A 22,160-nucleotide genomic window follows, 5' to 3' on the forward strand; every position below is an offset into this window, starting at 1 on the left:
AATTATTTAATAAAATAATCTCCATCAAAACTGATTAAAGAATATTTCCTTTCATCGCCTATGCTTTGGGTTAATTCTTCTATGCTTAAAAAACTTAGCGTATCGGCTTCTACATATTCACGCACTTCTTCAGCATTTTTATTTGCACTGATAAGTTCTTCAAAAGTTGGAGTATCTATGCCATAAGTATCAGGAAATTTGATCTCAGGACAAGCTATAGCAAGATGGATTTTGCTCGCTCCTGCAGCACGCAGTAAAGAAATTATTTTTTTAGAAGTAGTGCCACGCACCAAGCTATCATCAATGACTACAATTTCTTTGCCTTCTAAAACTTTACGCATAGGGTTAAGCTTTAGTTTTACTTTTAAATTTCTAAGCTCTTGAGTTGGCTCTATAAAGGTTCTTCCTACATAATGATTTCTTACTATTGCCATTTCAAGAGGGATTTGTAAATATTGCGCAAAACCTATAGCTGCACTTACTCCACTATCTGGCACAGGCACGACAAAGTCTGCTTTATAAACAAATTTTTTAGCTAAAGCTTCGCCCATTTTTTTACGCACTTCATACACGCTTTTACCTTCTACTATGCTATCAGGTCTAGCAAAATAAATGTATTCAAAAGCACAAATTCTAGGAGTTTGAGAAAAAAGTTCTATACTTTCAAATTTATCATTTCCTTGAGTAAAAATAAGCATTTCCCCTGGTTTAACATCACGAATAAATTCAGCCTCTATAAGATCAAAAGCACAAGTTTCACTAGCAACTATATAGCCTCCATCTTTTAAACGTCCTAAAGATAAAGGACGTACTCCATGAGGATCTCTTACAACATAAAGTTTATCTTTGCTTGCTAAAACAAAACAATAAGCCCCTATACATTCTTTTAAACTCTCAATAAATCTATCTTTTAAGCTTTCTTGCTTACTTCTTGCGATAAGATGGACAACATTTTCTGTATCCATATTGGTTTGAAAAATAGCCCCATCTTGAATAAGTCTTGATCTTACCTCTTCTTTATTGACTAAATTTCCATTATGCGCTAAAGCAATATCACCTAAAACTGAAGTAGCTGCTATGGGCTGAGCGTCATTTAAGCTTGAATTTCCTGCTGTAGAATAGCGATTATGCCCTATAGCGATTTCACCTTCTAAAGTTTTTAGATTATCAGGATTAAAAATTTGACTCACTTCACCTTTGGCTTTAATAGTCTTAATATTTTTACCATTACTCACACTAATACCACTTGCCTCTTGCCCACGGTGTTGCATAGCAAAAAGCGCATAATACGCATAAGTGCTAGCATTTTTTGAATTGATAACTCCTACAACTGCACACATTTTAAATTCCTAAAAAATCATTGATTGAATACATTTTTGCTTCTTGCTTGCTAAGCCAAATAGCGATTTTAATCGCACCTTTAGCAAAAGTTGCCCTTGAAGTAGCGGTATGATTAAGTTCTAAAAATTCTCCATCTTCATAAAAACCTACTGTATGGCGTCCTACTATATCGCCACCCCTTAAACTCATCACGGCAATCTCATCTTTGCTTCTTTCACCTATAATGCCATCTCTTCCACTTACTCTTACTTTTTCAAGTTCTAAATTTCTAGCTTTTGCTACACTTTGGGCTAAAGTCATAGCTGTACCACTTGGGGCATCTTTTTTATGGCGATGATGCATTTCTAAAATTTCTATATCAAAATTTCTTAGCATTTGACTGGCTTTACTAGCAAGATAGTTTAAAACCGCAACACCTAAAGACATATTGGTCGCATAAAAAATCGGCATCACTTCACTAGCACTTTGCATCAAATGTAAAATTTTCTCATCAAGTCCTGTTGTACCTATTACCAAAGGTTTAGGCATAGTTCTTGCATAATTTAAAAGTTCATGAGTTCCACTTGGGGAAGAAAAATCAATAATCACATCGCTTTTTTCAAAAAGCTCTTCTAAATTTCCACCCTTATCATAAAGTATCGAAATTTGTGCTTGCGTTTCGCTTTTTAAACATTCTTCAATCTGTTTTCCCATGCGTCCTTTAGCGCCATAAATTCCTATTTTAATCATCTTTTTCCTTGAAAATAAAATATTGATTTTAGCATTTATTTTGTAAATTTTAAATAATAAAATTAAGCTTTATGGTTTTTTAATTTATATAAATTATCTAACAATTTTGCTTCTTCTCCTAAGCCCTTGCTATGATAAAATTTTAAATTTTTACTAAGATATTTTTGCTCTACCCAGCCACCAAAATCATGCGGATAAAGATAGTTTTGTTTTTCTTGATGATTGTTGTTAAGATAATTAGGTATTTCTAAAGCTTCATTATTTTTTACATAGTTTAAAGCTTCATTGATAGCTTTGTAGCTTGCATTAGATTTGATTGTGCTTGCTAAATAAACTACGCATTGGGCTAGGATAATTCTTGCTTCAGGATAACCTATATTTTTAACAGCCTCTAGAGTCGAAACCGCTAAATTTAAAGCATTTGGATCGGCATTTCCGACATCTTCACTTGAAAAAATCACCAAACGCCTAGCGATAAAATCCGCACTTTCTCCTGCATCAATAAGTCTTGCAAGATAATAAATAGCTGCATCAACGTCACTTCCGCGTAAACTTTTTATCATTGCACTTGCTAAAATATAATGTGTATCTTTTGAGCTAACACCTTCACTATTTATGGTGTTGCGAAGTTTTTTAAGATTTTCAAGACTGATATGTTTTTCATCTAAAACCAAGACAAATTCAAGCAAATTTAGCATAGCTCTTGCATCAGCACTTTTAAGTAGAAAATCTTTAGCTTCTTTATCAATACTAAATTTCATTTTTTCTTGTACACGCAAAAGTAAAGTTTCAAGTTCCTTTACCCCTAAAGATTTAAATTCGAAAAGCATGGAACGACTTCTTATGCCAGAACTTAAAACAAAATAGGGATTTTCAGTGCTTGCGCCGATTAAAATTAAACGGTAATTTTCCATAGGAATTAAAAGCATTTCTTGTTGGGTTTTGCTAAGGCGGTGAATTTCATCAATAAAAATTAAAGGCTTATAAAGACTATTTTTATAATTATCTAAAATTTTTCTTAGTTCTTCGAGTTTAAAATTTCCTCCATCAAATTCATAAAAATCTAAGCCAAATTCTTTGGCTACAACTCTAGCAAAAGTTGTTTTTCCAGAACCTGCTGTTCCAAAAAAAATACTATGAGGAAGTTTTTGTAAAGCAGTAAATTTTTTGAAAATTTCTATAAGCTCATATTGTCCTAAAATATCATCAAAATTTTCAGGGCGAAAGGTTAAAGCTAGGCTCATTAATTTAAATCCATATTTGAAAATTCACTACCATTAATTTTTAGCTGAGGATTGGCTAAGCTATCATAAGATAAATTTAGAAAAAAGTTATTATTTTCTTTTAAAAAATATTGATTTAAACCTCCATAATCCTTTGTCCAAGGAAAAATTTCATCTGGCTCATCTGAACTGATAACTTGTAATTTTGCTTGATAAGAGTTGTTAATATTTAAATTGCCTTGTAGACTGATATTTTGTTTATTTTTTTCAAGAATTAAATTTTGTATTTTTAGATCAAGATTTTTTTGAATAAAATGAGAGATATTGAAATTTGAGTTAAGAAATTTATTTATGGTTATGTTAAATTTTGTTTTGTCAAAATTCAAATTCTGACCCAATAAAGATTTAAGATCAATATTAATTTCATTGGATTTTCCTTGTATGTTTAAGTTTATTGTTGAATTTTCTTCATTAAAATTTACTTGGTTTTTGCTATAAAAAGAATTGATTTTATTGTTATCTAGCACAAGATAATCAAAGTTGATCTCTTGTTGGCTATCGCTAAATAAATTTAACTCATAAAATTGTACAGGATTGTTAAAAAATTGTTCGTAATTTAAATTTTGCAATACAAATTTAGTATAAAATTGAGAAAAATCAATCATATCAAAATGTATTTTAATGTTTTTAATTTCTAAATTTTTATTCATTAAAGCTTCAATATATCCGCCGTTTATGATGGTATCTCCACCTCCATTGCTTAAATTTATATCTTTAATATTTAGAAATATTTTAGAGTTGTTATCGTGTAATTTAAGAGTAAAAGTTCCTAATTTATTGTTTTTTAATGCTTCATCTAAAAAATCAAAAGGATTTGTAAAATTTCCTTTTATAATTTTATTTAAGAAAAAATAATTATTAAATTTAAGGTTGATTTTGGTTGAAAGCTGTGTATGAGAGTGATTTAAAGTAAAACTTCCTTTAGAAGTTAAAAAACCTTTTTTGAAGTAAATATCTGTAATTGTATAATCAGGATTGCTGTTTTTAATAAATTTATTAAATAAAAGTTCGTTAGTGTATCCTATATAAAATATATGAATAATAAAACCTAATATAAAACAAAAAACAATAAAAATCCATTTTTTCATTATTTGCCTTAGATGAAAATATAAGTGTTATTTTATAAATTGCTTGTTAAAAAAGAGTTTAAATTTTTATTTAAGAGTGATGAAGTAGTTTAGTAAAGAATGATTTTTATAAATCCCTTGTTAAGGGATTTATATTAATAAGCTTTTTTATAACATTGAATTTCAATTTTTCTAGCTACTGGAATAGCCTGAGTATTTGGCGTAGCAGGTGTTCCATAAGAAATTTTACTTTCTAAAAAATTTCCAACCTGTAAATCTTTAAAAGTTCCATCTTTATCTGTTCCAAAAATACCACAATCATCCATTTCTATTTCGGTATTTGGTAGAACTTTTATAGCCATTTGTCCGCCATAAATAGAGTCAATAAGCAAGGTTTTATTGTTATCATAAATTTGTGCAATAGTACCTTCAAGTTTTAGACTATCTGCAAAAAGCATTGAGCTAGCTAAAAGTGCTGATGTAAATAAAATACTTTTTTTCATAATTATTTCTCCTTGTAATGTAAAGTGATAACATTATAAACTTTTTAAGTGAAGTGAATGTGAAGTTAAAATTTTGACTTTTTAGTTTTGATAATATTATGCAACTTATTATATTTTGACTATCGTTACTTCTAGTTGTAAATTTAAAAGAGTGAATACTTTATCAAAAATAATTAAAAATTATTTTTTATTCTTGTTTAAAATAGTTACATTAGAAAATATATTTTTTCCAAAAAGCTATAAATTTAAACACATATAAGTTGGACTTAAAATATCCATTTTATTATTGAATAAAAATGATACAAAAGGATAGGATATGGAATTTTTTTAGCTTTATTGGGTTTTTTCTCATTAGGATTGATAGTTTGGCTTTTGCTAAAAGATTATACTACTCCGGCATTAGCTTTTATAAGTGTAAGTATTAGCGTAGCTTGTATTTTACTTATTCTTGAACAGCTTGGTTTTGGCGTGGGTGCAGCTTTAGGGGTTAAAGGAGGTGTTTTTGATATTAAAACATTGGTTGCTTTTATTAAAGATGGAGTCAAAAGCGTAACGGATACGGCAGCTTTGTTTGTTTTTTCTATACTCTTTTTTAGTGTTTTAAATGCAAGTGGTTTTTTTACTAAAATTTTAAATGCGTTTTTATCAAAAATGAAAGCTAATGTATATCAAGTTTGCATTCTTACTGTTTTTATTACTGCTGCTGTACATTTAGATGGTTCAGGTGCTTCTACTTTTCTTATTGTAATACCTGCATTATTACCTATTTATGAGCGCCTAGGTATAAGAAAGACTTCAATGTTATTGATTATTACTTCGGCTATGGGGGTTATGAATGTTATTCCTTGGGGTGGTCCTACTCTAAGAGCGGCTACTAATATAGGAATGGATGCAAATTTGCTTTGGCACCATATTATACCTATTCAGATTGTAGGTTTGGTATTATCCCTTCTTTTGGCAATTTGGATTGCTAAGATAGAAATAAAAAGAGGTGCAGGCGCAGGTAACTTGTCTGGAATAAATTTAAATATAGAAAAAAGCGAACACCATAATGAAAAATGGTTTTGGTTAAATTTACTTGTAGCTATTGGGGTTATTGGGCTTTTAATTAGTGGTATTTTTCCTAGTTATATTTGCTTTATGATAGGACTTGCAATAATTTTACCGCTTAATTATCCTAATTTAAAAATAGCTAAAAAAGTTTTAGATCGTGCAAGTGCTGGTGCAATGCTTATGTATATTACTTTAATTGGTGCTGGGATATTAATAGGTGTATTTGATAAAAGTGGTATTATGGAGAAAATGGGTGTTTTGATTTTAAATTTTGTTCCAGATTATTTAGGTGCTTATATTCCTTTGATGGTAGGGATATTGGCTGTTCCAATGGCAATTATTTTTTGTACAGATTCTTATTTTTATGGAGTGATGCCTATAGTTTTGAGTGTAACTAAGGCTTTTGGCGCTGAACCTTTGACTATAGCTATTATCATGGTGATAGCAAGAAATTGTGCGACATTTATTTCTCCTGTTGTGCCTGCAACTTTGCTAGGTTGCGGTTTAGCAGAGGTTAATATTAAAGATCATATCAAAAGAAGCTTTTTTTATATATGGGGTATAAGTATTATTTGCTTGATTTTTGCTGAGGTAGCTGGGATAATATAATTAAAATAAAAGAACTTTTAATTTTTCAATGATTGGTTCATTGTTTTATGATATTTTTGAGTCAAAAATTTATAAAAATATAAGCGTTTTTTTGTATTATTTTATTTTGCTTTAGAGAAAAATTATAAATTTAAACTTATAAGAATATTTTTTAAGTTGAAAGTAAATTTTAAAACGGAGAAGTGATGTACAAAAAACAAAATTTACCAGAACTTACCTTAAGGGGTTTGATTTTGGGAAGTATTTTAACTATTATTTTTACAGCTTCAAATGTATATTTGGGGTTAAAAGTGGGACTTACTTTTTCATCATCAATTCCAGCTGTGGTCATCTCCATGGCGGTTTTGAGTCTTTTTAAGACTTCAAATATTTTAGAAAATAATATGGTTCAAACTCAAGCTTCAGCAGCAGGAACTTTATCATCAGTTATTTTTGTTATCCCAGGGCTTTTTATGTGTGGGTATTGGAGTGAATTTCCACTTTGGCAAACTTTTATGATATGTCTTTGTGGTGGCGGACTTGGAGTGCTTTTTACTATACCATTAAGAAGGGCTATGGTAGTTGAAAGTAAACTTGCTTATCCTGAAGGTAGAGCCGCAGCTGAAATTTTAAAAGTAGCCAATAAAGATCAGAGTAATAAAAAAGGAAAACAAGGCATTAAAGAAATAGCATTAGGCTCTTTTATAGCTGCTATTTTTAGTTTATTAAGCAATGGTTTTAAACTCGCTGCAAGTGAGAGTAGTTTTGCTTTTATTTGGAATAAAATGGCTTTTGGTTTTTCTATGGGATATTCTTTGGCACTTTTAGGAGCAGGTTATTTAGTTGGTTTAGCAGGTGCTATAGCTCTTTTTGTAGGTATGTTTTTAGCTTGGGGTATTTTTACTCCCTATCTTTCAAATTTTGAATTCGATAGTGCAAAAAATGCCGTAGATTTAGCTTCTAGTGTATGGAGTTCTAAAGTAAGGCTTATAGGAACAGGAGCTATTGCTATAGCAGCGTTTTGGACTTTAATAGAACTTTTAAAACCCGTTATTGAAGGTATTAAAGAAATTGTTAAAAATGTTAAAATTACTAATCAAGAAAAAAATGAAAGAACAAATATAGATCTTTCTTTAAAAAGTATTTTTATACTTTTTGTTTTAATGGTTGTGGGTTTATTTATTACTTTTTATAGTTTTGTTGAAGATGCTAACTTAAGTATTTATTATCAAATGCTATTTTCATTTGTTGGAACTTTAGTTTCTGTTTTAATAGGTTTTTTTGTTGCAGCAGCTTGCGGATATATGGCAGGACTTGTAGGATCTTCTTCTAGTCCTATTTCTGGAATCGGACTTATTGGTGTTATTATTTCTTCTATTGTTTTTTTGGTTTTAGGTGTGGAACTTTTTCAAGATCCTATGCTTTCTAAATTTGCAGTAGCATTAGCTATTTTTACTACTAGTGTTATTTTGGCTACAGCTGCTATTTCGAATGATAATTTACAAGATTTAAAGACAGGACATTTAGTTGGAGCTACTCCTTGGAAGCAACAAGTTGCTTTACTTGTAGGCTGTGTTTTTGGTGCTTTGGCTATAGTTCCTGTTTTAAATTTGCTTTATCAAGCCTATGGTTTTGTTGGGGCAATGCCAAGAGAAGGTATGGATGCTTCATCGGCTTTAGCAGCACCGCAAGCGAATTTAATGAGTACTATCGCTCAAGGAATTTTTCATCACAATATAGAGTGGGGTTATATGGCTTTTGGTGTATTTGTAGGAATTTTAATGATTATTATAGATAAAATTTTAAGAAGAACACAGAAGATGTCTTTGCCACCTTTAGCCGTTGGAATAGGTATTTACCTTCCACCTGCTGTAAATATACCTTTAGTTATAGGCGGAATTTTAAAATATATTGTAATGCAATACTTAACTAAAAAATATACAAAAAATTCTCATAAAGAAGAAAAACTTGCAAGTTGTGAGCAAAGAGGCACGCTTTTTGCTTCAGGGCTTATAGTGGGTGAAAGTATTTTTGGGGTAATTATCGCAGGAATTACTGTATTTTCAGTAAGCATGGGTGGTAGTGAAAATCCTTTAGCTTTAAATTTAACAAATTTTCATGATAGCGAGCTTTTAGCACTTATCTTTTTTGTGGGAGTTGTATTATATTTCATTAAGCGTATTGTTAAAAAAGATGCTTAATTTTTGGGGTTAAAACCCCATTTAATCCATTCTGATATAATTTTTCTTTTGCAATTATCATTCAAGGATTAAAATGGAAAATTTATATGCTTTAATACTTGGAATTATAGAAGGTCTGACTGAGTTTTTACCTGTTTCTTCAACAGGACATATGATTTTAGGTGCGACTATTTTAGGTATTGATATAGATGAGTTTTGGAAAAGTTTTTTGATTATTATCCAGCTTGGTTCTATTTTGGCGGTAATTTTTGTATTTTGGCGTAAATTGTTTCAAGGGCTTGATATTTGGTTAAAACTTGCAGTGGGATTTTTTCCTACTGGAGTTATAGGGCTTTTTGTGGCAAAATACTTAAATGCTTTATTTAATGGTTGGGTTGTGGTTGGAATGCTCATTTTTGGTGGTGTTGTGCTTATTCTTATAGAACTTGCGCACAAAAATAAACAATATCGTATTAATTCTTTAGAAGAAATAAGCTTTAAACAAGCTTTTTGTATAGGTATTTTTCAATCTTTAGCCATGATTCCTGGAACTTCAAGAAGTGGAGCAAGTATTATTGGTGGACTTTTGCTAGGATTTAATAGAAAAGTTGCGGCTGAGTTTAGTTTTTTGCTTGCCATTCCAACGATGATTATCGCTACAGCTTATAGTATTTATAAAGAGCCTGAATTACTGAGTAACGCAAATTCTTTAATTCCTTTAAGCATAGGTTTTATCACTGCTTTTATTGTTGCAGTTTTAGTTATAAAATTTTTCTTAAAATTTATTTCTAAATTCGACTTTATCCCTTTTGGAATTTATCGTATTATTTTAGGATTTGTTTTCTTTTATTTGTATTATAGTGGGATTTTAAATGCTGGAAGTGAGTTTAAGCTATAAATAAATATTAAATTTATTCTAAGATTTTTTTAAAAATAAGCTGAATTTCAAAAATAATTAAGTCTTAGAAAGTTAAAATTAGAACTTTATAAACACTCACAGGGTAAGTGAGCGACAAAGGGTTAAAAATATGGAAAAAGAAGTTATTGCGTATTTGGACAATGAGACAATAATTGACTCTCAAAGTGTAAAAGATACAAATTTAAAAGAAATTTATTTTGATAATTCTAAAGAAAGTTTAGAAGTAATCCGCCATTCTTGTGCACACTTAATGGCACAGGCGATTAAGAGTTTGTATCCTGAAGCTAAATTTTTCGTTGGTCCTGTTATAGAAGATGGATTTTATTATGATTTTCGTGTAGAAAGTAAGATCGGCGAAGAAGATTTAGTAAAAATTGAAAAAAAGATGAAAGAACTTGCTGAAGCAAAGATTGAAATTTCAAAATACGGAATCACAAAAAACGAAGCTTTGGCTAAATTTCAAAATGATGATTTAAAACAAGAAGTTTTATTGCGTATTCCTGATGGAGCTGTAAGTATTTATAAGCAAGGTGAATTTGAAGATTTGTGTCGTGGTCCTCATGTGCCAAATACGAAATTTTTACGCTTTTTTAAACTCACTCGTGTTGCAGGAGCGTATTTGGGTGGTGATGAAAAAAGAGAAATGCTTACTCGAATTTATGGGACTGCTTTTGCAGATAAGGAAAGTTTAAAAGAGTATTTAACCATTATCGAAGAAGCTAAAAAACGCGATCATAGAAAGCTTGGAACAGAGCTTAAGCTTTTTACTTTTGATGATGAGATCGGAGGAGGTCTTCCTATTTGGTTAAGTAATGGTGCAAGACTTAGATCTAAACTTGAACATATGCTTTATAAGATCCATCGTTTGCGTGGTTATGAGCCTGTGCGTGGGCCTGAGCTTTTAAAAGCAGATGCATGGAAAATCAGTGGGCATTATGCAAACTATAAAGAAAATATGTATTTTACACAAATTGATGAACAAGAATATGGTATTAAGCCTATGAACTGTGTGGGGCATATTAAAATTTATCAAAGTGATGTAAGAAGTTATCGTGATTTGCCTTTGAAATTTTTTGAATATGGCGTGGTGCATCGTCATGAAAAAAGTGGGGTTTTGCACGGACTTTTTAGAGTGAGAGAATTCACTCAAGATGATGCACATATTTTTTGTATGCCAAGTCAGATTAAAGAGCAGGTTTTAGAAATTTTAGCTTTTGTGGATAATTTGATGAAATTATTTGATTTTAGCTATGAGATGGAAATTTCAACTAAACCTGACAAAGCCATAGGTGATGATGAAATTTGGGAAGTGGCAACTAAGGCTTTAAAGGAAGCTTTAGATGAACAAGGTCTAAAATATGGCATTGATGAAGGTGGAGGGGCTTTTTATGGGCCAAAGATTGATATTAAAATCACCGATGCTTTAAAAAGAAAGTGGCAATGTGGAACTATACAAGTTGATTTTAACCTGCCAAGTCGTTTTAAACTCGAATATACTGATAGTGATAATGAAAAAAAACAACCTGTAATGTTGCATCGTGCGATTTTAGGTTCTTTTGAAAGATTTATAGGAATTTTAACCGAGCATTGTGCGGGTGAGTTTCCATTTTTTATCGCACCAACTGCGGTGGGTATAGTGCCAATAGGCGAAGCACATATTGCTTACGCAAAAGAAATTCAAAAAGAATTATTAGAGCTTAATATTGATAGCGAGGTGTATGAAAAAAATGAGAGTTTAAGTAAGAAAATTCGTATCGCTGAAAAACAAAAATTACCTATGATTTTAGTTTTAGGCGATGATGAGGTGGCAAAGCGTAGCGTTGCTTTAAGAGATAGAAGAGCTAAAGAACAAAAAAATCTTAGCTTGGATGAATTTATTAAATTAGTTAAGGAGAAAATGAGTGAGGTACACTTTTGAGTAAAGAAAAAGAAGTATTGCTCAATGAAGAAATAAGAGCGGATGAAATCAGATGTGTTGGCGATGATGGCAAGGTTTATGGTATTATTAGTAGTGATGAAGCTTTAGAAATTGCAAATCGTTTAGGACTTGATCTTGTAATGATAGCTGCAGATGCTAAGCCACCTGTTTGCAAGATCATGGACTATGGTAAATTCCGTTATCAACAAGAGAAAAAACAAAAAGAAGCAAAGAAAAAACAAAAAGTGATTGATATAAAAGAAATCAAACTTTCTGTAAAAATTGCTCAAAATGATATTAACTACAAGGTAAAACATGCTTTAGAATTTTTAGAACAAGGTAAGCATGTGAGATTTCGTGTGTTCTTAAAAGGACGTGAAATGGCAACTCCTGAAGCAGGTGTAGCTTTGCTTGAAAAAATTTGGACTATGATAGAAAATGAAGCTAATCGTGACAAAGAGCCAAATTTTGAAGGTCGTTATGTAAATATGCTTGTAACTCCAAAAAAAGCTTAATCCACTTTTGTGGATAAGGCTTTTAAAGGTTTTAAATTTTGAAAGAAAATCCTTCTTTTTTAAAAGAGCAAATTATAACTTATCTTGGAAATAAAAGAGCGCTTTTAAGTTTTTTAAATAAGGGCTTTAAGGTAGCTAAAAAAGAACTTGGTAAAGATAAATTTAGTTTTTGTGATATATTTAGTGGCTCAGGTGTTGTAAGTCGTTTTGCAAAAGCACACTCAAATTATATTTTAGCCAATGATTTAGAAGATTATTCAAAACTCATCAATGAGTGTTATCTTGCTAATAAAGACAAAGATTTGCTTCAAAATATAAAAAAGTATTATAAAAAATTAATCCAAAATTTAGGTTTTCAAAAAGGTTTTATCAGTGAGCTTTATGCTCCAAAAGATGATGATGATATTAAAAAAAATGAAAGGGTTTTTTATACTTTTAAAAATGCTTTATATCTTGATACTATGAGACAAAGAATTGAAAATGAAATTCCAAAAGAATTGAGACATTTCTTTATAGCCCCTTTAATTTATGAAGCTAGTGTGCATTCAAATACTAGTGGAGTTTTTAAAGGTTTTTATAAGGGTAAGGATGGTATCGGAAAATTTGGTGGCGAAGGACAAAATGCACTTAAACGTATTAAAGGAGAAATAGAGCTTAAAATGCCTATTTTTTCAAATTTTTCTTGTGAATTTGAAGTGATGCAAAAGGATGCAAGCATGCTTGCAAAAGAACTTGATTTTTTTGATGTGGTTTATCTTGATCCTCCTTATAATCAACATCCTTATAGTTCTAATTATTTTATGTTAAATTTAATCGCAAATTATAAAAAACCTGAAGAAATTTCTAAAATCAGTGGCATTCCAAAAGATTGGAATCGTAGTACTTTTAATAAGTCAAAATTTGCCCAAGACGCTTTATTTGAACTCATTAATGATTTAAAAGCAAGAGTGATTTTACTTTCTTATAATTGTGAAGGTTTTGTAAAAAAAGAAATTTTTTTAAAGCGTTTAAGTACTCTTGGAAAATGTCGGATTTTAGAACAAAAATATAATACTTTTAGAGCTTCTCGCAATCTTAAAAATCGTAATATCCATCTTCATGAACAACTTTATATTTTAGTTAAAAATTAAATTCTTGTTGCTAAAATTATTTTTTATTTTGCATGATTAAATTAATTTTATTTTTTCAGATGTTTTGATTTTCGAGCAATAAAGATAAGGTTGAAGAGAATAATAGTTAAAATTTTTAACTTTTTTTGTTTATAATACTTCCTTTTACATTTAAAGGATAAAGATGAAAATAAAAGTTGGGATTTTAGGAGCGAGTGGTTATGCAGGTAATGAGCTTGTACGCATTTTGCTTAATCATCCCAAAGTTGAAATTTCTTATTTAGGTTCGAGTTCTAGCGTGGGACAAAATTATCAAGATCTTTATCCTAATACCCCTTTAAATTTATGTTTTGAAAATAAAAATTTAGATGAACTTGAACTTGATCTTTTATTTTTGGCTACTCCGCATGAATTTAGCGCTAAGCTTTTAAATGAGAATTTGTTAAAAAAGATGAAAATCATTGATTTAAGTGCAGATTTTCGTCTTAAAAATCCTAAAGATTATGAGCTTTGGTATAAATTTACTCATCCTAATCAAGAGCTTTTGCAAAATGCAGTTTATGGACTTTGCGAGCTTTATAAAGAAGAGATAAAAAAAGCAAGTTTAGTGGCAAATCCAGGTTGTTATACCACTTGTTCTATCTTAAGTCTTTATCCGCTTTTTAAAGAAAAGATCATTGATTTTAGCTCAGTTATCATTGATGCAAAAAGTGGAGTAAGTGGAGCAGGAAGAAGTGCAAAGGTGGAAAATCTTTTTTGTGAAGTTAATGAAAATATCAAAGCTTATGGTTTGGCTTCACACCGTCATACTCCTGAAATTGAAGAACATTTAAGCTATGCAGCCAAAGAGAAAATCACTTTACAATTTACCCCTCATCTTGTACCTATGCAAAGAGGAATTTTAATCAGTGCTTATGCAAATTTAAAAGAGAATTTGCAAGAACAAGATATACGCGATATTTATACAAAATACTATCAAAACAATAAATTTATAAGGCTTTTACCGCCGCAGTCGTTTCCGCAGACTCGGTGGGTTAAATCAAGCAATTTTGCGGATATCAATGTTAGTATAGATCAACGCACAAGGCGTGTTATTGTGCTTGGTGCTATTGATAATTTAATCAAAGGTGCAGCAGGACAAGCTGTTCAAAATATGAATTTAATGTTTGATTTTGATGAAGATGAAGGACTTAAATTCTTTGCAAATTTGTAAAGGATAAAAATGTTAATACGAGCTATGCAAAAAAGCGATTATGAAGTCGTTTATAAGCTTTGGTGCGAGATAAAAGGCTTTGGGATAAGAAGCATTGATGATAGCAAAGAAAATATAGAAAATTTTTTAGATAGAAACCCAAATCTTAGCGTTGTAGCAGTGATTGATGAAGAAATTGTAGGAAGTATACTTTGCGGGCATGATGGACGTACAGGGGGATTTTATCATGTATGTGTACATAAAGATCATAGAAAAAAGGGTATAGCACACGAGATGACGAAATTTTGTCTTGAGGCTTTAAAAGCTCAAAAGATCAATAAAATCGCCTTAATCGCTTTTAAAAACAATGATTTGGGCAATGAGTTTTGGAAACATTATGGTTTTACTTTAAGAGAAGATGCGAATTATTACGATCTTTCTTTAAACGAGTATAATCAAACTAGCTTTAATGCTTAAGGAATGATCATGCAAAAATATTTAGAAAAAGCTAATGTCTTAATCGAAGCTTTGCCTTATATACGCAAATTTAATTCCAAGATTATACTTATAAAATAGGGTGGATCAGCTATGGAAAATGAAGAGCTAAAGCATTGCGTGATGCAAGATATAGCTCTTTTAAAACTCGTGGGTTTAAAGCCTATCATCGTACATGGTGGAGGAAAAGATATTTCTGCTATGTGTGAAAAATTAGGCGTAAAGAGTGAGTTTAAAAACGGTCTTAGGGTTAGTGATAAAGCCACTACTGAAGTAGCCAGTATGGTTTTAAATCATATCAATAAAAATTTAGCCCATAGTTTACAAAATTTAGGAGTTAAAGCCATAGGGCTTTGTGGTAAAGATGGTGCACTTTTAGAATGTGTGAAAAAAGATGTAAATTTAGCTTTTGTTGGCACGATACAAAAGGTAAATTCGAAAATTTTAGAAGAGCTTTTGGAAAAAGATTTTTTACCTATCATTGCTCCTATTGGTATGGATGAGGATTTTAATACTTATAATATCAACGCTGATGACGCAGCTTGTGCGATTGCTAAGGCTTTAAGGGCTGAAAAACTTGCTTTTTTAACGGATACTGCAGGGCTTTATGAGGATTTTAATGATAAAAATTCTTTAATTTCTAAAATCAGTCTTGAACAGGCTAAAATTTTAGCTCCTAAAATAGAAGGTGGTATGCATGTAAAATTAAAATCTTGCATTGATGCTTGTGAAAATGGAGTTAAAAAGGTGCATATTTTAGATGGACGCGTGAAGCATTCTTTGTTGCTTGAGTTTTTTACCGATGAAGGTATAGGCACTTTGGTGGGTTAAAGGATGAAAATGGATTATAAAGAACAAAGTCATATTATCCCTACTTATAAGCGTTTTGATATAGTTTTAGAAAAAGGGCAAGGGGTTTATCTTTTTGATGATAAGGCTAAAAAATATCTTGATTTTTCAAGTGGCATAGGTGTTTGTGCTTTAGGATATAATCATGCTAAATTTAATGCTAAAATCAAAGCTCAAGTGGATAAACTTTTACATACTAGCAATTTATATTATAATGAAAACATAGCCGCTGCAGCTAAAAATTTAGCCAAAGCTAGTGCTTTAGAGCGTGTTTTTTTTACAAATTCTGGTACAGAAAGTATAGAAGGAGCGATGAAAACAGCTAGAAAATACGCCTTTAACAAAGGTATTAAGGGTGGACAATTTATCGCTTTTAAGCATTCTTTTCATGGGCGTACTTTAGGGGCTTTATCGCTTACTGCTAATGAAAAATATCAAAAGCCTTTTAAACCTTTAATTTCAGGGGTTAAATTTGCAAAATATAATGATATTTCAAGCGTTGAAAAACTGGTAAATGAAAAAACTTGTGCTATTATCTTAGAAAGCGTACAAGGAGAAGGTGGGATAAATCCTGCAAATAAAGATTTTTACAAAGCCTTAAGAAAGCTTTGCGATGAAAAAGATATATTATTAATCGCTGATGAAATTCAATGTGGTATGGGTAGAAGTGGAAAATTTTTTGCCTATGAGCACGCACAAATTTTGCCTGATATCATGACTTCAGCTAAGGCCTTAGGCTGTGGGCTTAGTGTGGGTGCTTTTGTGATTAATCAAAAAGTAGCAAACAATTCTTTAGAAGCAGGCGATCATGGTAGCACTTATGGGGGAAATCCTTTGGTTTGTGCAGGAGTGGATGCGGTTTTTGAAATTTTTAAAGAAGAAAAAATTTTAGAAAATGTCAATAAACTCACGCCTTATTTAGAGCAAAGTTTAGATGAGTTGATCAAAGAATTTGATTTTTGTAAAAAACGCAAAGGCTTAGGGTTTATGCAAGGGCTTAGTCTTGATAAAAGTGTAAAAGTGTCCAAGGTCATTCAAAAATGCCAAGAAAATGCACTTTTGCTGATAAGTTGCGGGGAGAATGATTTGAGATTTTTACCTCCTTTGATTTTGCAAAAAGAACATATTGATGAAATGAGTGAAAAGTTAAGAAAGGCTCTAAAGAGTTTTTAATAAATTTTGTAAAAAAAGTTTATTCTTTTCCATCTACTATAGGCACAAATAAACATTCTTCTAAAATTTCTTTTTGTAAATTTGTGCCATTTTTTCTAAGGCGTGTGATGAATTGTTTGCCATTGTGTAAAATAGGAGCGACTAAAATCCCGCCATCGCTTAATTGATCGAGTAAAATTTCAGGAATTTGTGTCGCATAAGCAGAAAATAAAATTCTATCATAAGGAGCATAATTTTTCCAGCCATTTTGTCCATCATCAAATTTTACATTGATATTAAAAAGTTCTAATTCTCTGAAAGTTTGAGCGGCTTTTTTGGCTAAATTTTCTATGCGTTCTATGGTAAAAACACGCCTTATGACTTTGCTTAAAATCGCAGCTTGATAGCCGCTTCCACAACCTATCTCTAAAATACTATCAGCATTTTTAAAATCTAAAGCCATAGTCATTTTAGCTACAGTTAAAGGTGAACTAATCCATTGAGAATTTGCCAAAGGCAAAGCATCAAGGCGATAAGCATGGGCTTTTAAAGGAGAAAAAATTTCACGCGGAATTTGACAAAAAGCATTAAAAAGCTCTTCATTGATAAAAACTTTTTGTGCAATTTCTTCAGCCATATTTTGACATCTTTTTTGTTCAAATGCGTTCATTACTTCTCCTATAAATTTAAATAAAAATTGTAACTAAAAAAGTTGAAATAGAGTTAAACTTAGCTATACTTAAATAAAAAGGAAAAAAATGCTTATAAAATTTAAAAATCATAGTCCCAAACTAGGTCAAAATGTTTTTGTTGCAGAGGGAGCTAAAATCATAGGAGAAATAGAAATAGGAGATGAAAGTAGCATTTGGTTTAATTGTGTTTTAAGAGCTGATGTTAATTTTATAAAAATTGGCAAAAGAACCAATATTCAAGATCTTAGCACGGTGCATGTTTGGCATAGGGAATTTGACGAAAAAGGAAAGTTAAAAGATGCTGGTTTTCCTACAATAATAGGAGATGATGTAACCATAGGACATAATTGCGTTATCCATGCTTGTGTGATAAAAAATCGTGTTTTAATCGGAATGAATGCTGTTGTCATGGATAATGCTTTGATAGAAGAAGATAGCATAGTGGGTGCTGGAAGCGTTGTAACAAAGGGTAAAAAATTTCCGCCACGCTCTTTGATACTTGGAAATCCTGCAAAATTTGTGCGTGAATTAAACGATGAAGAAATAAGCTCTCTAAAACAATCCGCTTTAAATTATGTGGATTTTAAAAACGAGTTTTTAAAAGATCTTCAGTGATATTTTGAAGTTTAGGCGAGAGTTTTACTTCAAATTTCACAAAACGATCAAGATCTAAAAAACTCTCATCGAGTTTTGAGATTTGCTCTTTTGTATAATCTTGAATAGTATTTAAAGATGACTTTTTAAGAAGTCTTTTTTCTTTGTAGACTAATTCTAAAAGTTCTTTGCGTTCTAAATTTTCATCTTGATTTGGGTTTTCGTCAAAAACATAAAGCTCATCAAAAAGGATTTTTTGCGTGTTTTTATCATAAACTCTAAAAAGTTTTTTAAAATGAGGTAGGGTTGATTTTTCGTTATTTTCACTGATTTTTATTTTAGGTTTTATACCTTGATCTTCTAAGGCTGCGAGTTTATAAACACAACTAAAAATAGGATCGCTTGAAGCAGTGATCAATCTTTCGCCTACACCAAAGATATCAATAGGTGCGTTTTGTTCTTTGAGTTTTTTAATGCTCCATTCATCAAGGGCGTTAGAAACTATGATTTTACATTTTTGAAGTCCTGCTTGATCAAGTTCTTGTCTGATTTTCAAACTCAACTCAAATAAATTTCCAGAATCTATTCTCACACCGCCTTCTTGGATACCAAATTCTTTAAAAACTTTAATTGCATTTTTAAGTCCGCTATTTAGACAATCATAAGTATCAATCAAAAAAACAGGATTTTTTGGATAAATTTTCACATAAGCTTTAAAAGCTTCAAGTTCATTTTCAAACATTTGCACCCAAGAATGTGCCATAGTTCCATTGATAGGGATATTATAAATTTTTCCTGCTAAAGTACAAGCACTTCCTATGCAACCTCCTATAAAAGCTGCTCTTGCCCCTTTTAAGGCCGCTTCACTTCCTTGTGCTCTGCGTGAGCCAAATTCTAAAATTTTACTGTTTTTAGCTGCACGCACGATACGATTGGTTTTGGTAGCAATAAGGCTTTGGTGGTTTAAACTTAAAAGTAAAAAAGTTTCTAAAAGCTGTGCTTCTATGGTTGTAGCTTTAATACATAGCAAAGGTTCGTTTGGAAAAATCACTTCTCCTTCACGCATAGCATAAATTTCACCTTTAAATTTAAAGTTAGCTAAAAAATCTAAAAATTCTGTATCAAAAATACCTTGTTTTCTTAAAAATTCTATATCTTCTGCATCAAAACTCAAATTTTCAACAAAGTCTAAAATATCTTCAAGACCTGCAAAAATAGCAAAAGATCCTGAATCTGGAATTTTTCTAAAAAATATATCAAAATAACAAATTTGATCTTTTTTATTGTTTTTGAAATAGCCTTGAGACATTGTAAATTCATAAAAATCACAAAGTAAGGCTAAAGAAGTTTTAGAAGTCATCAAAGCTTATACTACCCTTAGAATAATTCGTTACTTTACTTTCAAAGAAATTGCTCTTTTGATCGTTAAATTTTGAAAAATCATCTACCCATTTAATAGGATGTTTTGCATTGTATAGCTTGTCTAAATTGATTGCGCTTAATCTTTGATCTACAAGATAATGGATATATTCTTCTATGATATCATCAGTAAAGCCCATGATTTGATTTTGAGTGATGTATTTACCCCATTTGATCTCAAGATCTCCAGCTTTTTTAAACATATCATAAATTTTATTGATATTTTCATCATGGAACAAATCAGGTCTTTCTTTGCGTACTGAATTGATCATATTTTGAAATAATAAAAGATGTGTGATTTCATCTCTTTGGATAAAGCGGATCATTTGTGCTGAACCTAGCATTTTTCCTGCACGTGCAAGTGCGTAAATAGCAGTAAAACCACTATAAAAATATACTCCTTCTAAAATTTGATTTGCCACCATAGCCAAAAGAAGTTTATTATCATCTACATCGCCTGCTAATTCTTCATAAATGCTTGAAATAAAGTCATTTTTTTCACGCAAAGTTTCATCATGCTTTTCCATTTCATAAATCAAATCTGCATTATCGCAAATCGCTTCTACCATAACAGCGTAAGATTTTGAATGGTTTGCCTCTTCATAAGCTTGGCGTGCTAAAACCGCATTGATTTCAGGAGCTGTGATATAAGGGTTGATATTATCTGCTAAATTATTGGTTTGAAAACTATCCATAGAAATAAGCTGACTCCAAACTAAATCATACATTCTTTTTTCACCTGTGGTTAAATTACAGCGATAATCAAGTGCATCTTTAGTTGTATCCACTTCTTTTGGAAACCAAGTATTTGCCTCCATTAAATCCCAAAGTTTTAAAGCCCAAGTATATTTTGCCTTAGTGAAATTTAAAATTCCATGTGGGTTACCATCAAAAACTTTACGATCTCCTAGGGTTTCGTTTGAGCTTGGATTGTAAATTCTTTTTCTTTGCATTTTTTAACCTTTCTTTATGCTTTGGTGGCTATACAACTTTGAGTTAAAATATCATGTAAATTTAAACGATCTTTTCTTACAAAACTGACAAATAAACCAAAGAGTAAGCCAAAACTTATAATAAATATCACATATCTTAGTAAAATTCTAAGAAAACTTAGTTTCTTTCCCGTTTTTATATCAATAAGATATAAATCATATGCTTTAAGACCTGGGCTTTGTGCCTTTTTTGTTAAAAAAATAGCTTGAATCAAACCAAATAAAAAAGTACATAAAGTTGTGATAAAATGGTTGTTTAAAAAAGCTTCTTTAGAGCCTAATATAAAATAAAATAAATATAAAATAGGAACATAAATAAGAAAAATATCTATAAGCAAAGCTCTAAATCTTAACCATCTAGAGCTAATTTTTGCTTTAGTTTTCATTTAATTTCCACGACTTCCTGGTTTTATGGCTTTGCTCCCTTTTTTACAAAGCGGACAATTTGTTTCATCATAAATTTCAAATTCAAAATTTCCTAGAGTAAAGAGTGGTAAATTTTCAGGTAATTTCGCATTATCTTTTCTTGGAGATTTTAGATTTTCTACCGCACAAAAACCACGATTTGCTAATGCTGCAAAACCTACAACAATGCCACCTAAACTTTTAATGATTTTTGCACTCTCTAAAGCACTACCACCTGTAGTAATGATATCTTCACAAATTATAAATTTTTCACCCTTTTTTACTTCAAAACCACGTCTTAGAGTCATTTCTTTATTTACTCTTTCAGTGAAGATAAAACGTTTACTACAAGCTCTTGCAAGCTCATAACCTGCTAAAATTCCACCTAAAGCAGGAGAGCAAATGCTGTCAAATTCTATCTTATAGCTTGCAATAATCTTTGCAAGTTCATCACAAAGTTTTGCTGCTAATTTTGGATCCTCTAAAACTTTTGCACTTTGAAGATAAAACTGTGAATGTTTACCTGAACTTAGTAAAAAATGCCCTTCTAAATAAGCACCACAATCTTTATAAATTTGCTCTAAATTCATCGTTAAACCTTTAAAAGTTCACTTTCTTTGCTTTTTACACTCTCATCAATTTTTGTTGTGTAGGCGTCAGTAAGTTTTTGCACTTCATCATAAGCTTTTTTTGCTTCATCTTCGCTTATTGCCTTATCTTTTTCTAGTTTTTTAACTGCATCGTTGGCATCTTTGCGTATATTTCTTATAGAAACTTTTGCCTTTTCACCCATAGCTTTAGCTTGTTTTACATTTTCTTCTCTTTGCTCTCTAGTCATCGGAGGGAAAAATAATTTTACACTTTCGCCATCATTGTTTGGATTGACACCGATATTTGCAGCTGCAATAGCGCTTTCTATGGTTTTTAGTAAAGGTTTTTCCCAAGGAGTGATGCTAATAGTTGAAGCATCGCTTGCTAAAACAGTTGCTACTTGATTTAAAGGAGTTTGAGTTCCATAATAATCCACTGTAATATGATCTAAAATATGGGTATTAACTTTTCCAGTTCTTAAAGTGGTGAAGTCTTTTTTTAAGGCTTCTAAAGATTTTTCACTTTGGGTTTTTTGTTTGTTAAAAATTTCACTTAGCATTATCATTTCCTTTAA

21 protein-coding genes and 1 pseudogene are annotated in these 22,160 nt (G+C 30.9%); 11 read left to right on the forward strand and 11 right to left on the reverse strand.

What is annotated here, in order from left to right; translation table 11 throughout:
* Positions 1-2: 2 nt before the first annotated feature.
* The 5 genes from purF to AJN64_RS00360 form a co-directional block, all read right to left on the reverse strand.
* Positions 3-1,340, reverse strand: coding sequence for an amidophosphoribosyltransferase (gene purF, locus AJN64_RS00340; protein WP_002870672.1), 1,338 nt, complete (start codon positions 1,338-1,340; stop codon positions 3-5).
* 1 nt (position 1,341) lies between these two features.
* Positions 1,342-2,070 carry a 4-hydroxy-tetrahydrodipicolinate reductase gene (dapB, locus tag AJN64_RS00345; protein ID WP_052802346.1) on the reverse strand — a complete coding sequence of 243 codons (729 nt, stop codon included), beginning with the start codon at positions 2,068-2,070 and terminating at the stop codon, positions 1,342-1,344.
* Positions 2,071-2,132: 62 nt separating this feature from the next.
* The gene (locus AJN64_RS00350) at positions 2,133-3,314 is read right to left on the reverse strand and encodes a replication-associated recombination protein A (protein ID WP_070292526.1); all 1,182 of its coding nucleotides are present in this window, start codon (positions 3,312-3,314) and stop codon (positions 2,133-2,135) included.
* On the reverse strand, positions 3,314-4,441 hold the full coding sequence (locus AJN64_RS00355) for a hypothetical protein (protein ID WP_053872233.1): 1,128 nt from the start codon (positions 4,439-4,441) through the stop codon (positions 3,314-3,316). Before AJN64_RS00355 ends, AJN64_RS00350 begins: the two co-directional genes overlap by 1 nt.
* 134 nt (positions 4,442-4,575) lie before the next feature.
* Positions 4,576-4,923 (reverse strand): hypothetical protein, encoded by a 348-nt coding sequence (locus AJN64_RS00360; RefSeq protein ID WP_002861010.1) that lies wholly within the window; start codon positions 4,921-4,923, stop codon positions 4,576-4,578.
* 321 nt (positions 4,924-5,244) lie between these two features.
* Here AJN64_RS00360 and AJN64_RS00365 point away from each other — a divergent pair, with 321 nt between their 5' ends.
* The 10 genes and pseudogenes from AJN64_RS00365 (at position 5,245) to AJN64_RS00410 (ending at position 16,914) form a co-directional block, all read left to right on the forward strand.
* Complete coding sequence (locus tag AJN64_RS00365) at positions 5,245-6,585, forward strand: CitMHS family transporter (protein ID WP_053872232.1); 1,341 nt, start codon at positions 5,245-5,247, stop codon at positions 6,583-6,585.
* 182 nt (positions 6,586-6,767) lie between these two features.
* A complete protein-coding gene (locus AJN64_RS00370; RefSeq protein WP_079264243.1) occupies positions 6,768-8,765 on the forward strand; it encodes an OPT family oligopeptide transporter in 1,998 nt (665 codons plus the stop codon).
* 73 nt (positions 8,766-8,838) lie between these two features.
* Positions 8,839-9,642: an undecaprenyl-diphosphate phosphatase gene (locus AJN64_RS00375; RefSeq protein ID WP_002861013.1), complete on the forward strand. Its 804-nt coding sequence runs from the start codon at positions 8,839-8,841 to the stop codon at positions 9,640-9,642.
* A gap of 130 nt (positions 9,643-9,772) precedes the next feature.
* Complete coding sequence (gene thrS / locus AJN64_RS00380) at positions 9,773-11,581, forward strand: threonine--tRNA ligase (RefSeq protein WP_053872230.1); 1,809 nt, start codon at positions 9,773-9,775, stop codon at positions 11,579-11,581.
* Positions 11,578-12,096 carry a translation initiation factor IF-3 gene (infC, locus tag AJN64_RS00385; RefSeq protein ID WP_002851726.1) on the forward strand — a complete coding sequence of 173 codons (519 nt, stop codon included), beginning with the start codon at positions 11,578-11,580 and terminating at the stop codon, positions 12,094-12,096. Before thrS ends, infC begins: the two co-directional genes overlap by 4 nt.
* A gap of 38 nt (positions 12,097-12,134) precedes the next feature.
* A complete protein-coding gene (locus tag AJN64_RS00390; protein ID WP_044778732.1) occupies positions 12,135-13,226 on the forward strand; it encodes a DNA adenine methylase in 1,092 nt (363 codons plus the stop codon).
* A gap of 163 nt (positions 13,227-13,389) precedes the next feature.
* The gene (argC, locus tag AJN64_RS00395) at positions 13,390-14,418 is read left to right on the forward strand and encodes an N-acetyl-gamma-glutamyl-phosphate reductase (protein WP_052949953.1); all 1,029 of its coding nucleotides are present in this window, start codon (positions 13,390-13,392) and stop codon (positions 14,416-14,418) included.
* 9 nt (positions 14,419-14,427) lie between these two features.
* Positions 14,428-14,874: a GNAT family N-acetyltransferase gene (locus AJN64_RS00400; protein ID WP_044778734.1), complete on the forward strand. Its 447-nt coding sequence runs from the start codon at positions 14,428-14,430 to the stop codon at positions 14,872-14,874.
* Positions 14,875-14,877: 3 nt separating this feature from the next.
* A pseudogene (gene argB, locus AJN64_RS00405) lies at positions 14,878-15,723 on the forward strand (acetylglutamate kinase).
* A 3-nt stretch (positions 15,724-15,726) separates the two neighbouring features.
* Positions 15,727-16,914: an aspartate aminotransferase family protein gene (locus AJN64_RS00410; RefSeq protein WP_072223577.1), complete on the forward strand. Its 1,188-nt coding sequence runs from the start codon at positions 15,727-15,729 to the stop codon at positions 16,912-16,914.
* 19 nt (positions 16,915-16,933) lie between these two features.
* On the opposite strand, the gene AJN64_RS00415 is transcribed toward AJN64_RS00410, so the two are convergent.
* The gene (locus tag AJN64_RS00415) at positions 16,934-17,563 is read right to left on the reverse strand and encodes a protein-L-isoaspartate(D-aspartate) O-methyltransferase (protein ID WP_002861021.1); all 630 of its coding nucleotides are present in this window, start codon (positions 17,561-17,563) and stop codon (positions 16,934-16,936) included.
* Positions 17,564-17,651: 88 nt separating this feature from the next.
* Between AJN64_RS00415 and AJN64_RS00420 the strand changes: the two genes are divergently transcribed.
* A complete protein-coding gene (locus AJN64_RS00420) occupies positions 17,652-18,200 on the forward strand; it encodes a gamma carbonic anhydrase family protein (RefSeq protein ID WP_053872228.1) in 549 nt (182 codons plus the stop codon).
* On the opposite strand, the gene AJN64_RS00425 is transcribed toward AJN64_RS00420, so the two are convergent.
* Genes AJN64_RS00425 through frr form a run of 5 tightly spaced genes read right to left on the reverse strand, consistent with a single transcriptional unit; the run spans position 18,169 to position 22,151 of the window.
* Positions 18,169-19,542 carry a nicotinate phosphoribosyltransferase gene (locus AJN64_RS00425; RefSeq protein WP_074470018.1) on the reverse strand — a complete coding sequence of 458 codons (1,374 nt, stop codon included), beginning with the start codon at positions 19,540-19,542 and terminating at the stop codon, positions 18,169-18,171. The two genes, AJN64_RS00420 and AJN64_RS00425, sit on opposite strands and share 32 nt — an antisense overlap.
* Complete coding sequence (locus tag AJN64_RS00430; RefSeq protein ID WP_070292527.1) at positions 19,529-20,551, reverse strand: ribonucleotide-diphosphate reductase subunit beta; 1,023 nt, start codon at positions 20,549-20,551, stop codon at positions 19,529-19,531. Before AJN64_RS00430 ends, AJN64_RS00425 begins: the two co-directional genes overlap by 14 nt.
* Positions 20,552-20,565: 14 nt before the next feature.
* Complete coding sequence (locus tag AJN64_RS00435) at positions 20,566-20,976, reverse strand: RDD family protein (RefSeq protein WP_002870659.1); 411 nt, start codon at positions 20,974-20,976, stop codon at positions 20,566-20,568.
* Positions 20,977-21,585 (reverse strand): orotate phosphoribosyltransferase, encoded by a 609-nt coding sequence (gene pyrE, locus AJN64_RS00440; protein WP_052859083.1) that lies wholly within the window; start codon positions 21,583-21,585, stop codon positions 20,977-20,979.
* Positions 21,586-21,587: 2 nt separating this feature from the next.
* Entirely contained in the window at positions 21,588-22,151 is a 564-nt protein-coding gene (gene frr, locus AJN64_RS00445; protein ID WP_074470019.1) for a ribosome recycling factor, read from the reverse strand.
* Between the last annotated feature and the right edge of the window lie 9 nt (positions 22,152-22,160).

It is taken from the genome of Campylobacter sp. BCW_4332 (assembly GCF_001763175.1).
Lineage (GTDB): Bacteria > Campylobacterota > Campylobacteria > Campylobacterales > Campylobacteraceae > Campylobacter_D > Campylobacter_D jejuni.

Coding starts and splice junctions, on each gene's coding strand:
- dapB (WP_052802346.1), bottom strand. CDS start 2,070: ATGATTAAAATAGGAATTTATGGCGCTAAAGGACGCATGGGAAAACAG.
- frr (WP_074470019.1), bottom strand. CDS start 22,151: ATGATAATGCTAAGTGAAATTTTTAACAAACAAAAAACCCAAAGTGAA.
- thrS (WP_053872230.1), top strand. CDS start 9,773: ATGGAAAAAGAAGTTATTGCGTATTTGGACAATGAGACAATAATTGAC.
- AJN64_RS00375 (WP_002861013.1), top strand. CDS start 8,839: ATGGAAAATTTATATGCTTTAATACTTGGAATTATAGAAGGTCTGACT.
- pyrE (WP_052859083.1), bottom strand. CDS start 21,585: ATGAATTTAGAGCAAATTTATAAAGATTGTGGTGCTTATTTAGAAGGG.
- AJN64_RS00435 (WP_002870659.1), bottom strand. CDS start 20,976: ATGAAAACTAAAGCAAAAATTAGCTCTAGATGGTTAAGATTTAGAGCT.
- AJN64_RS00410 (WP_072223577.1), top strand. CDS start 15,727: ATGAAAATGGATTATAAAGAACAAAGTCATATTATCCCTACTTATAAG.
- purF (WP_002870672.1), bottom strand. CDS start 1,340: ATGTGTGCAGTTGTAGGAGTTATCAATTCAAAAAATGCTAGCACTTAT.
- AJN64_RS00400 (WP_044778734.1), top strand. CDS start 14,428: ATGTTAATACGAGCTATGCAAAAAAGCGATTATGAAGTCGTTTATAAG.
- argC (WP_052949953.1), top strand. CDS start 13,390: ATGAAAATAAAAGTTGGGATTTTAGGAGCGAGTGGTTATGCAGGTAAT.
- AJN64_RS00350 (WP_070292526.1), bottom strand. CDS start 3,314: ATGAGCCTAGCTTTAACCTTTCGCCCTGAAAATTTTGATGATATTTTA.
- AJN64_RS00430 (WP_070292527.1), bottom strand. CDS start 20,551: ATGCAAAGAAAAAGAATTTACAATCCAAGCTCAAACGAAACCCTAGGA.
- AJN64_RS00355 (WP_053872233.1), bottom strand. CDS start 4,441: ATGAAAAAATGGATTTTTATTGTTTTTTGTTTTATATTAGGTTTTATT.
- AJN64_RS00360 (WP_002861010.1), bottom strand. CDS start 4,923: ATGAAAAAAAGTATTTTATTTACATCAGCACTTTTAGCTAGCTCAATG.
- AJN64_RS00420 (WP_053872228.1), top strand. CDS start 17,652: ATGCTTATAAAATTTAAAAATCATAGTCCCAAACTAGGTCAAAATGTT.
- AJN64_RS00415 (WP_002861021.1), bottom strand. CDS start 17,563: ATGAACGCATTTGAACAAAAAAGATGTCAAAATATGGCTGAAGAAATT.